The organism is Burkholderia sp. Ac-20384, assembly GCF_017104605.1.
Classification (GTDB): domain Bacteria; phylum Pseudomonadota; class Gammaproteobacteria; order Burkholderiales; family Burkholderiaceae; genus Burkholderia; species Burkholderia lata.
This window is the reverse complement of the sequence record NZ_JAAGPE010000291.1, coordinates 1-11,118: the sequence shown is the minus strand read 5'-3', so window position 1 is coordinate 11,118 and position 11,118 is coordinate 1. Positions and strand designations below refer to the sequence as shown.

Genomic DNA, 11,118 nt, shown 5'->3' with positions numbered 1-11,118 from the left:
GCCCGCTGCTGCCGGGCGCCGCCCCGCTGTCGTTCGACGCATTCGCACGGCGCGCGCTGACCGAGAAATTCGACCTGTGCCAGTTCGAATTCGAATCGCAGCCGTGGCGCTTCGACCGCGCGACGGTGAAGCGCCTGCGCGTGCCGCTCGCCCTCGTCGCGGCGACGCTCGGCGTGGCGGTGATCGGGATGAACCTGCACTGGTGGAAGCTGTCGCGCGAGCGCGATGCGCTGTCCGCGCAGATCACCGAGACGCTGCTGTCCGCGTTCCCGAAGACGACGACGGTGCTCGATCCGCCCGCGCAGATGCAGCGCCAGCTCGACCAGTTGCGCCTGGCGGCCGGCGAGCTGTCGCCGAACGATTTCCTCGCGTTGTCGAGCGGGCTGTCGCGGTCGATGGGCGCGCTGCCGCTGAACGGCATCGCATCGCTCGACTATCACGACCGGAAGCTCGACGTCGGCTTCAAGCCGGAGGTCAAGGTCGATCCCGATTTCACGCAGCGCCTCGCGCGTAACGGACTGTCCGGCGAAGTCGACAGCAACACGGGCAAATGGACGATCCGGAGCCGCTCATGAAGACGGAACAACTGAACCAGACGCTGGCCCAGTTCTGGGGCGAGCGCTCCCAGCGTGAAAAGATGCTGCTCGGCTGGGGCGGCACCGTGCTGGCGATCGCGATCGCGTATTCGGTGCTGTGGTCGCCCGCACAGGAAGGCCGCGCGCGGATCCAGCGCGAGCTGCCGACGATGCGCCGCGAGCTGGCGCAGATGACCGCGCAGGCGAACGAGGCGAAGTCGCTGACGGCCGCCGCGCAGGGCGTGGCACCGACCGGCCTCGCGCTGAAGGATGCGCTGACCGCGTCGCTGTCCGATCACGGGCTGCAGGGCGCGCAGCTGCAGATCGTCGGCAACGGCGTGCAGGTCCAGATGAAGAACGTGTCGTTCCCGGCGTGGACGCAGTGGCTCGACGATGCGCGCCGGCAGTTCAAGGTACAGGTCGGCGAAGCGCATGCAACGGCGCTGAAGGACGACGGCCAGGTCGACCTGACGGCCGTGATGCAACCGTCTACGCAGAAATGACGCAGTTGGATGACGCAAGTGGCGGCCGGCCGATGAGGCCGGGGATCAGGCGGCTCGCCACCGCATTGCCATGGGTACTGGCGGGTGGCCTGGCGACGGCGTTGACGCTCGTCGCGCTCGCACCGGCCGCGTGGATCGCGCCGCAGTTCGCGCGCGCGACCGGCGGGCATGTGAATCTCGTCGATCCCGACGGGTCGCTGTGGCACGGTTCGGGCACGCTGATGCTCGCGCCGGGGGCCGACCAGAGCGCGGCGACGCTGCTGCCCGGCCGGGTCGAATGGACCACGGCCTTCTGGCCGTTGCTGACCGGGCGCGTGCAGATGCGCATGCGGCAGACCGAGGCGATGCCCGATGCGGTCACGCTCGATGCGACGTGGCGCGGCGCGGTGCTGTCGGCGGGCACGATGGCCGTGCCCGCGTCGCTGCTCGCGGGGCTCGGCACGCCGTTCAACACGCTCGACCTGCAGGGCGACGTGCGGCTCGGCTGGAGCGACTGGCGGCTGATCGGCAACAATGCATTCGGCCAGTTGACGGTGACGATCGACTCGATGAGTTCGCGCGTCTCGCGCGTGAAGCCGCTCGGTTCGTACCGCGCGGTGCTGCAAGCGAAGGGGGGCGACGCCGATCTCGACCTGTCGACGACGCAGGGCCCGCTGTTCCTCGACGGCCACGGCAGCTTCGGCCCGGGCCAGGGATCGTTTCGCGGCACCGCGCATGCGGCGCCGGAGCAGCAGGCGAACCTCGCAGGGCTGCTGAATCTGCTCGGCCACCCGATCGGCAACAACGAGGTGTCGCTGATCTTCGGCGACGCGCAGCGCTGACGCGCGCGTCGCCCTTTCCTTCCTACTTCTGCGCGAGCGGCGCGGCGACCGACGGTGCGGTGGCCGCGGGCGCGGCCGCACCGGATGCCGGCACGGGTGCCGGTGCCGCCATGTCGCCGTTCTCGCGCGCCATCTCCGCTGCGCTCCAGCCGCCGCCGAGCGCCTTCACGAGCCCGACCGACGACGTCATCCGCTGCCCGGCAATCGTCGCGAGCTTCTGCTGCGCGGTGAACGCGGTGGTCTGCGCGGTCAGCACGTTCAGGTAGGCGACCGTGCCGGCCTTGTACTGGTTCGTGACGATCGCGAGCGAATGCTCGGCGCTGTCGACGGCCTGCCGCTGCACGTCGATTTCCTGCGCTAGGATGCGCTGCGACGCGAGGTTGTCCTCGACATCCTGGAACGCGGTGAGCACCGCGAGGCGGTACGCGGCGACGTCCTGGTCGTAGGTCGCGCGCGCGGCGTCGGTCTGCGCGGCGCGCAGCCCGGCGTCGAACAGCGTGGCCGCGAGTTGCGGGCCGACCGTCCAGAAGCGCGCCGGCAGCGTGAACAGCTGCGACCACACCGAGCTCTGGACGCCGCCGGTGGCCGACAGCGTGAGGGTCGGGAAGAACGCGGCGATCGCGACGCCGATCTGCTCGTTCGCGGCCGCCGCGCGGCGCTCGGCCGCCGCGATGTCGGGGCGGCGCTCGAGGATCGCGGACGGCACGTCGACCGGCGTGATCGGCGGCTCGGCCGTGAGCGGGCTTGCCGACAGCGAGAAGGTTGACGCCGGCTCGCCGATCAGCGTCGCGATCGCATGCTCGTACTGCGCGCGGGCCACGCCATTGTCGATCGACGCGGCCTGCGCGCTCTGCAGCTGCGTCTGCGCCTGGATCACGTCCGCGCGAGCCGCGACGCCCTGCGCGTACTGGTTCTGCGTGAGTTTCAGCGACTGTTCGTACGACTTCACGGTGTCGTCGAGCAGCTTCTGCTGCGCGTCGGACGTGCGCAGCTGGAAGTAGGTTTGCGCGAGCAGCGCCTGCTGCGACAGCCGCGCATTCGCGAGATCGGCCGCGGCGGCGGCTTCGCCGGCGCGCTGCGCGCTGACGGTACGGCTCACCTTGCCCCACAGGTCGGGTTCCCAGCTCGCGTCGAGGCCGACGCTGTAGCTGTTGCTGATCGACGAACTGCTGCCGAAACTCGACGACGAACCCGACGACACCGACGTGCGCGGCGTGCGGGCGCGTGAGCCCGACGCGGTCAGCCCGACGGTCGGGAAGTACGCGGCACGCGCCTCGGTGACGAGCGCGCGCGCCTGCCGGTACGCGGCCGCCGATTGCGCGATGGTCTGGTTCGACGCGTTGAGCTTGCCGATCAGCGCATCGAGCTGCGGATCGTTGTAGACCGTCCACCACGCGCCGCGGTCGGTGCGGTCGGCGGGCTGCGCGACCTTCCAGCCGGCCGGCGCTTCCTTGTAGGTGGCGGGGATCGACGTGTCGGGCCGGTGATAGTCGGGCCCGACGGCGCAGCCGGCGAGCAGCACGGCCGTCGCGACGGCGACGGCGGCGCTCAGCGGGCGAAGGGCGCGCGGGAGGGAGGCGTACGGCATGGTGGTTTTCCTGTCTGGGCGCGACGTCCGGCGAACGGCGTCGCGCGATGCGGTCGTCGTGCCGCTGGCGGACAAATGGTAACTGACGGCGGGAAAGCTGCGCAGCCCCAAGGGTACGGTGCGTGGCGACAGGAATGTGTTACCGGCGCGAGCGGCCGGTTTACCGGCCATTACGGCCCGCTGACAGGAAGACGGGGGCGACGCCGGCCATGCGTGGCGCGGCCGGCGCTCAGTCGGAGCAGTCAGGAAGGCGGGAGACGCGCGCTGTCAGTGGCAGCGCGCGGGCAGCGGGAGCGGTTCGGCGGCGGACCGCCATGTCGACGGCTCCGTCGCGGCCGGCTGGCCCGTGCGGCGAGCGCCGTCTTTCGCGTTGCGCTGCCGGCGATGATCGAACCATGCGAACCCGAGCGCCGCGAGCGAGCCGCCCGGTACCACCAGCATCGTCACGTACAGCGCGATCTTCCAGCCGCGGTGCGGCCCGGAAAACGCATGATGAGCGGTATCGGTCAGGTTGCGGCGCAGCGCGCCGGCGGCATTTTTCAGGAACAGCATCGCGAACATCCTCGGGGTGCCCGCAGCGCGGGCGAATCGGTCAGAACATAGTCTCCGGCAGTGCAACATGCACGTCGTAACTGGTTGCCTCAAATAATATTGACTAAGCAATCAATTTTCAAGATACTGGGCGCGTTTAAATCTGAAACGCACTATTGCTGCGCGCGCAATCGAATGACCGGCGGCCTCTACGATCCCGAGAACATCGAGCTGGAAACGAGCCTCGGCTATTACCTGTCGAAGGCGAAGCAGGCGCTCGTCGAGCGGATGGACCGTGCGCTCGAGCCGCTCGACCTCACCGCGCAGCAGATCGGCGTGATCCTGTTGCTGTCGCGCGGCTATGCGCGCACGCCGTTCGAGCTGTCCCGCAAGATGTCGTACGACAGCGGTTCGATGACGCGGATGCTCGACCGGCTCGAACGCAAGGGCCTGGTCGCCCGCTCGCGCAGCGAGCAGGACCGCCGGATGATCGAGCTGACGTTGACCGAACGCGGCGCCGAAGCCGCCCGGGCGCTGCCGTCGCTGATCGCCACCGCGCTCAACGCGCAGCTCGACGGATTCTCGGCCGACGAGCTCGTGACGCTCACCGGCCTGCTGCAGCGCTTCATCGCCAACGGGCCCGGCTCGACCGGTTGCCCGAAACCCGACGACGAAGCGGACTGCTGATGTGCGCGGAGGCCCCATGTCTAGGTTAAGCATTCGCTTATTTCTCTGTCTGGGCAGAAGATGACAGGGCACGCGCTCCCTTTTTCCGTTTATCCGTTCCACCCGGCCGGGCTGCGCTGCGGCGCACACCCGTGCGTTGTGCCGGCGCGTCGCGCGCGCCGCGTCTAGGAGATTCCGATGTCCGCCACCACGGCATCCGCCGCCTCCCCCGCCGCCGAACCCGCGCCGCTGTCCGGCGGTGCGCTCGCGCTGCTCACCGTCGGGCTCGCGCTCGGCACCTTCATGGAAGTGCTCGACACGTCGATCGCGAACGTCGCGGTGCCGACCATCTCGGGCAGCCTCGGCGTCGCGACGAGCGAGGGCACCTGGGTGATCTCGTCGTACTCGGTGGCGTCCGCGATCGCGGTGCCGCTTACCGGCTGGCTCGCGCGGCGGGTCGGCGAGGTGCGGCTGTTCACCCTGTCGGTGCTTGCGTTCACGGTCGCATCGGCGCTGTGCGGCCTCGCGACCAACTTCGAGACGCTGATCGCGTTCCGGCTGCTGCAGGGCCTCGTGTCGGGGCCGATGGTGCCGCTGTCGCAGACGATCCTGATGCGCAGCTACCCGCCCGCGAAGCGCGGGCTCGCGCTCGGGCTATGGGCGATGACGGTGATCGTCGCACCGATCTTCGGCCCGTTGCTGGGCGGCTGGATCAGCGACAACTACACGTGGCCGTGGATCTTCTACATCAACCTGCCGATCGGCATCTTCTCAGCGACCTGCGCGTATTTCCTGCTGCGCGGCCGCGAGACGAAGACGTCGAAGCAGCGGATCGACGCGATCGGCCTCGCGCTGCTCGTGATCGGCGTGTCGTGCCTGCAGATGATGCTCGACCTCGGCAAGGACCGCGACTGGTTCAACTCGACGTTCATCGTCGCGCTCGCCCTCATCGCGGTCGTGTCGCTCGCGTTCATGCTCGTGTGGGAAGCGACCGAGAAGGAGCCGGTGGTCGACCTGTCGCTCTTCAAGGACCGCAACTTCGCGCTCGGCGCGATGATCATCTCGTTCGGCTTCATGGCGTTCTTCGGCTCGGTCGTGATCTTCCCGCTGTGGCTGCAGACGGTGATGGGCTACACGGCCGGCAAGGCCGGCCTCGCGACCGCGCCGGTCGGGCTGCTCGCGCTCGTGCTGTCGCCGCTGATCGGCCGCAACATGCATCGGCTCGACCTGCGGATGGTCGCGAGCTTCGCGTTCATCGTGTTCGCCGGCGTGTCGATCTGGAACTCGACGTTTACGCTCGACGTGCCGTTCAACCATGTGATCCTGCCGCGTCTCGTGCAGGGGATCGGCGTCGCGTGCTTCTTCGTGCCGATGACGACGATCACGCTGTCGAGCATCTCCGACGACCGGCTCGCGAGCGCGTCGGGGCTGTCGAACTTCCTGCGCACGCTGTCGGGTGCGATCGGCACCGCGGCGAGTTCGACGTTCTGGGAGAACGACGCGATCTACCACCACGCACGGCTGTCGGAATCGGTGAGCGTGTATGCGCAGAACACGACCGACTACCAGGGCGCGCTGTCGCAGCTCGGCATCGTCGGGCAGACGGCCAATGCGCAGCTCAACCAGCTCGTCACGCAGCAGGGCTTCATGATGGCGACCAACGACTTCTTCCTGCTGTCGGCGTTCATGTTCGGCGCACTCGCGGGGCTCGTGTGGATCACGAAGCCGAGGAAGGGTGCGGGGCCGGCGATGGGGCATTGACCGCGCGGCGGGCGGCCGTTGCGCCCGCCTCGTTCGATTTACCGCCCGCTTCGGCGGGCCTCACTCCCTCGCCCGCAACCCGCCGAACGCCAGGTCGTCACCCGGCGCGATCGGCAGCGTCGCCCGCGCCACTTCAAGCCACGCGCGCGCCGCGTGCGACAGATACCCCTTCTTCAGCCAGCCGAGCGCGATCGCCCACGTGATCTCCGGCTCGACGATCGGCCGGCACGTGAACTGACCCGCGTCGAGGCGCCGGCAATACGGCTCGGGCAGCAGCGCGATGCCGACCCCCGCATGCACGAGCGCGGCCATGAAATCCCAATGGCCGCTGCGGCTCACGATCGACGGCGTGAAGCCGACTTGCCGGCATGCGTCGAGCACCGCGTCGTGCAGCGCGAGGCTTTCCGCGTAGAACACGAACGACTCGCGCGCGAGATCCGCGAGCGGCACGGCCGCGTGATCCTCCCAGCGCGATTCGCGTGGCGCGACGAGCCACAGCGGCGCGCGCACCATCGGCAGCCGCTCGAAGGTGCCGGGATCGACCGGCTCCAGCAGCCCGCCCAGCTCCAGCTCACCCGACGTCAGCGCGGCCTCGATCATCCGCGCACCCTGCTCGAACAGCTTCAGCTCGATGTTCGGATAGCGCTGCTTGTACGCGGCGATGATCGGCGTGAACAGCGAGCCGCCGAGCGGCGGGATCCCGATCGTCAGTTCGCCGCGCCCGAGCGTGCCGAGATCGTTCAGCTCCGACTGCAGCTGCGCCTGCGCGGCGAGCACGTCCTGGCCACGCTGGAACACGATCCGCCCTGCATCGGTCAGCACCATCTGCCGGCCGTCGCGCAGCAGCAGCGGCGAGCCGATCTCGTCCTCGAGCGCCTTCACCATCTTGCTGATGGTCGGCTGGGTCACGAACAGCTTGTCGGCGGCCGCCGTGAAACTCTGCTGGCGAACCACCTCGACGAAGTACCGCAGCGCGCGCAATTCCATCGATGACTCCCCAAATTGGTGCGGCGATCAAAACGAATTCCGAATTGGAATGACAAGGATAGAGACAAGTCATTTTATTTATGGTTAGGGGAAACCCTATACTCCCACCATCGATGCAATATCTGTAGGGAGCCCGCCATGACCAAGCCGACCGCCGCACTCGCCACTCGCCCCGCCGCTTCGGGCAGCCTCGCGCGCACGGGCCGGATCGCGCTGCAGGCCGCCGCGCTCGGCGCGCTGTGGATGGCGGTCGACTGGGCCGTACGCAAGGTCGGGCTGCCGATTCCGTCCGGCGTGATCGGCCTCGCGGTGCTCCTCGTGCTGCTGTTCTCGGGCCGCGTCGCGCCCGCGTGGGTGAAGGACGGCGCGAACTGGCTGCTGTCCGACATGCTGCTGTTCTTCGTGCCGGCCGCCGTCGCGGCCGTGCAGTACGGCGGGCTGTTCCGCGAGGACGGCTGGCGCATCGCGCTGGTGATGCTCGCCGGCACCGCGTTCGTGATGGTCGCCGTGGCCGTCGCGGTCGACCTCGCCGCGAAGCTCGAGCGCCGGCTCGCCGCGCAGCGCGTGTTCGCCGAACGCCGCCGCACGCGCCTGAGCGCCGCGTCCGCCCACTGAGCCGGAGCCTGCCATGCTTGCCGCATTGTCGAACCTGTCCGCCGACCAGGCGAACACTGCGATCTCGTTCGGCTGCTTCGTGCTGACGGTCGTGCTGTATTTCGCGTCGAAGCGGCTCTACGCGTACAAGAAGACGCTGCTGTTCTCGCCGCTCGTGTTCGTGCCGGGCGTGCTGGTGCTGCTCGTCCTGCTGACCGGCATCCCGTATTCGGTCTACTTCCACGACACGCGCTGGCTGATGTGGCTGCTCGGCCCGGCGACGATCGCGTTCGCGGTGCCGATCTACGACTATCGCGACCTGATCCGCCGCCACTGGCTGTCGCTGTCGGTCGGCGTCGCGGTCGGGATCGGCGCAGGCGTGTGCGGGTCGCTGCTGCTCGCGAAGCTGCTGCACCTGTCGCCCGAGCTGCAGCGCTCGCTGATGACGCGCTCGGTGTCGACGCCGTTCGCGCTCGCCGTGTCGGACAAGATCCACGCGCCGAAGGATCTCACCGCGCTGTTCGTGATCGCGACCGGCATCTGCGGGATGCTGCTCGGCGAGCTGGTGCTCGCGCTGGTACCGATGCGCACGCGGCTGGCGCGCGGCGCGCTGTTCGGCGCGGCCGCCCACGGCGTGGGCACCGCGAAGGCGCGCGAGATCGGCAGCGAGGAAGGCGTCGTGTCGAGCCTGACGATGATGATCGCGGGTGTCGCGATGGTGCTGATCGCGCCGCTCCTGACGCTGCTGCCGATCTGACCGGGCGGCCGACGCCCGCCAGACGCCGGCCCGATCATGCCTGCCGCCTTCGGCGCGGCAGACCCCGTGCGGCGGGAACGGCGCCACCTTCCGGCCGCGCCTGCTCCTCCATCCGCTGGCCCGGCGGCCTTTCCGCACCGGGCATGGCCGCCCCCTCCCCGCCACGCCCGCTTCAGCCGCCAGTCCGGCGGCCCTTTCCGCCCCCACTTACCCTGCATCCGGCCGACACCCGGCCGACAATCGGCTGAGATAGCCGCAAATCCCCCCTCTTTTCCGCCCATCGGGCTCGGCCCGGATGCCGAACAATGCATGCTACGAGACATCACGCACGCATTCACATGGCCTCCACGACTGCAAACCCGACCGCCGACAAGCCGGCTTCGTCCGGCAAGTTCAAGCGCATCGCGCTCATCGCCGTCATCGCGCTGGGCGCGGCAGCCGCCGCAGCCGGCGGCATGTACGTGTTCCTGAGCAAGCAAGGCGTCGGCCATGCGAGCGCGCCTGCCGAGCCGGCGCCGCTGGCCGCGCCGGTGTTCTTCCCGCTCGACCCGCTGACCGTGAACCTGCAGTCGGACGACGGCGCGCAGCACTACCTGCGCGTCGGCCTGTCGCTGAAGCTCACCGACCCGAAGGCGCAGGAGCAACTGACCGCGCGGATGCCGGAGATCCGCAGCCGGATCCTGCTCGCGCTGTCGAACAAGCATCCCGAGGATCTCGCGACGCCGGACGGCAAACGTTCGCTCGCGAAGGAACTGCGGGAGCTGATCGAGCAGCCGACGCAGCCCGGCAACCAGCGCGCGAAGGTCGACGACGTGCTGTTCACCGAGTTCGTCGTCCAGTAACGCGGCCGCGAAAGGAGCGCGTATGGGTCACCAGGAGTTCATGTCCCAGGAGGAGGTCGATGCCCTCCTCAAGGGCGTCACGGGCGAAGCCGATTCAGTCGACGAACAGCGCGACACATCGGGCGTCCGCCCCTACAACATTGCGACGCAGGAGCGGATCGTCCGCGGCCGGATGCCCGGCCTCGAGATCATCAACGATCGCTTCGCGCGCCTGCTGCGGATCGGCATCTTCAACTTCATGCGGCGCACGGCGGAAATTTCCGTCAGCCAGGTGAAGGTGCAGAAGTACAGCGAGTTCACCCGCAACCTGCCGATCCCGACGAACCTGAACCTGGTGCACGTGAAGCCGCTGCGCGGCACGTCGCTGTTCGTGTTCGACCCGAACCTCGTGTTCTTCGTCGTCGACAACCTGTTCGGCGGCGACGGGCGCTTTCACACGCGCGTCGAGGGCCGCGATTTCACGGCCACCGAGCAGCGGATCATCGGCAAGCTGCTGAACCTCGTATTCGAGCACTACACGACCGCGTGGAAGAGCGTGCGGCCGCTGCAGTTCGAATTCGTGCGCTCGGAAATGCACACGCAGTTCGCGAACGTCGCGACGCCGAACGAGATCGTCATCGTCACGCAGTTCTCGATCGAGTTCGGGCCGACGGGCGGCACGCTGCATATCTGCATGCCGTACTCGATGATCGAGCCGATCCGTGACGTGCTCAGCTCGCCGATCCAGGGCGAGGCGCTCGAAGTCGATCGCCGCTGGGTGCGCGTGCTGTCGCAGCAGGTGCAGGCCGCCGAGGTCGAGCTGACCGCGAACCTCGCCGAGATCTCGTCGAACTTCGAGAAGATCCTGAACCTGCGCGCGGGCGACGTGCTGCCGCTGGAAATCGAGGACACGATCACCGCGAAGGTCGACGGCGTGCCGGTGATGGAATGCGGCTACGGAATTTTCAATGGTCAATATGCGTTGCGCGTGCAGAAGATGATCAGCGCGGGCGATTCGATGAAGGAAGGTGGATATGAGTGAGCTGAACCAGACGCCCGAGGACGACGCACAAGCGATGGCCGACGCGGCCCTCGCGGCATCGGCCGCCGCCGCGCAGGCGGCACCGGCCGCGGCGGAAGAAGATCCGGGCATGGACGACTGGGCGGCCGCGCTCGCCGAGCAGAACCAGCAGCCGGTGCAGGCGGGCGCGACGGGCGCCGGCGTGTTCCAGCCGCTGTCGAAGGCCGCGGCAAGCTCGACGCACAACGACATCGAGATGATCCTCGACATCCCGGTCAAGATGACCGTGGAGCTCGGCCGCACGAAGATCGCGATCCGCAACCTGCTGCAGCTCGCGCAGGGTTCGGTCGTCGAGCTGGACGGCATGGCCGGCGAGCCGATGGACGTGCTCGTGAACGGCTGCCTGATCGCGCAGGGCGAAGTCGTGGTCGTCAACGACAAGTTCGGTATCCGCCTGACCGACATCATCACGCCGGCCGAACGCATCCGGAAA

13 protein-coding genes are annotated in these 11,118 nt (G+C 68.6%); 10 read left to right on the top strand and 3 right to left on the bottom strand.

The annotated features are described in order from the left end of the window. The 3 genes from gspL to G3O00_RS34220 all read left to right on the top strand — a co-directional run. Positions 1–575, top strand: a 575-nt coding sequence (gene gspL, locus G3O00_RS34230; RefSeq protein ID WP_241025468.1) for a type II secretion system protein GspL, incomplete at its 5' end; no start/stop codon positions are given. Beyond that, entirely contained in the window at positions 572–1,078 is a 507-nt protein-coding gene (locus G3O00_RS34225) for a type II secretion system protein M (protein WP_011350477.1), read from the top strand. The genes gspL and G3O00_RS34225, both read left to right, overlap by 4 nt. Positions 1,079–1,110: 32 nt before the next feature. Next, positions 1,111–1,899, top strand: coding sequence for a type II secretion system protein N (locus G3O00_RS34220; protein ID WP_206145629.1), 789 nt, complete (start codon positions 1,111–1,113; stop codon positions 1,897–1,899). Positions 1,900–1,921: 22 nt separating this feature from the next. On the opposite strand, the gene G3O00_RS34215 is transcribed toward G3O00_RS34220, so the two are convergent. Both G3O00_RS34215 and G3O00_RS34210 read right to left on the bottom strand, forming a co-directional pair. After that, a complete protein-coding gene (locus tag G3O00_RS34215) occupies positions 1,922–3,487 on the bottom strand; it encodes an efflux transporter outer membrane subunit (RefSeq protein ID WP_206145628.1) in 1,566 nt (521 codons plus the stop codon). 267 nt (positions 3,488–3,754) lie between these two features. Then, the gene (locus G3O00_RS34210) at positions 3,755–4,039 is read right to left on the bottom strand and encodes a multidrug ABC transporter ATPase (RefSeq protein ID WP_011350474.1); all 285 of its coding nucleotides are present in this window, start codon (positions 4,037–4,039) and stop codon (positions 3,755–3,757) included. A gap of 174 nt (positions 4,040–4,213) precedes the next feature. Here G3O00_RS34210 and G3O00_RS34205 point away from each other — a divergent pair, with 174 nt between their 5' ends. Beyond that, the gene (locus G3O00_RS34205; protein ID WP_011350473.1) at positions 4,214–4,705 is read left to right on the top strand and encodes a MarR family transcriptional regulator; all 492 of its coding nucleotides are present in this window, start codon (positions 4,214–4,216) and stop codon (positions 4,703–4,705) included. Positions 4,706–4,882: 177 nt separating this feature from the next. Further along, on the top strand, positions 4,883–6,445 hold the full coding sequence (locus tag G3O00_RS34200) for a DHA2 family efflux MFS transporter permease subunit (protein WP_011350472.1): 1,563 nt from the start codon (positions 4,883–4,885) through the stop codon (positions 6,443–6,445). Positions 6,446–6,505: 60 nt separating this feature from the next. Here G3O00_RS34200 and G3O00_RS34195 read toward each other — a convergent pair whose 3' ends face one another. Next, the gene (locus G3O00_RS34195; protein ID WP_011350471.1) at positions 6,506–7,432 is read right to left on the bottom strand and encodes a LysR family transcriptional regulator; all 927 of its coding nucleotides are present in this window, start codon (positions 7,430–7,432) and stop codon (positions 6,506–6,508) included. Positions 7,433–7,570: 138 nt separating this feature from the next. On the opposite strand from G3O00_RS34195, the gene G3O00_RS34190 reads away from it, so the two are divergent. The 5 genes from G3O00_RS34190 to fliN form a co-directional block, all read left to right on the top strand. After that, on the top strand, positions 7,571–8,047 hold the full coding sequence (locus tag G3O00_RS34190; RefSeq protein WP_174936283.1) for a CidA/LrgA family protein: 477 nt from the start codon (positions 7,571–7,573) through the stop codon (positions 8,045–8,047). 13 nt (positions 8,048–8,060) lie between these two features. Then, complete coding sequence (locus G3O00_RS34185; protein WP_174940293.1) at positions 8,061–8,783, top strand: LrgB family protein; 723 nt, start codon at positions 8,061–8,063, stop codon at positions 8,781–8,783. A 305-nt stretch (positions 8,784–9,088) separates the two neighbouring features. Then, positions 9,089–9,625, top strand: a complete 537-nt coding sequence (gene fliL, locus G3O00_RS34180; RefSeq protein ID WP_011350468.1) for a flagellar basal body-associated protein FliL — start codon at positions 9,089–9,091, stop codon at positions 9,623–9,625. A 22-nt stretch (positions 9,626–9,647) separates the two neighbouring features. Then, on the top strand, positions 9,648–10,646 hold the full coding sequence (fliM, locus tag G3O00_RS34175) for a flagellar motor switch protein FliM (protein ID WP_011350467.1): 999 nt from the start codon (positions 9,648–9,650) through the stop codon (positions 10,644–10,646). Next, positions 10,639–11,118 (top strand): flagellar motor switch protein FliN (gene fliN, locus G3O00_RS34170; RefSeq protein ID WP_206145627.1); only part of this gene is annotated, 480 nt, incomplete at its 3' end. The genes fliM and fliN, both read left to right, overlap by 8 nt.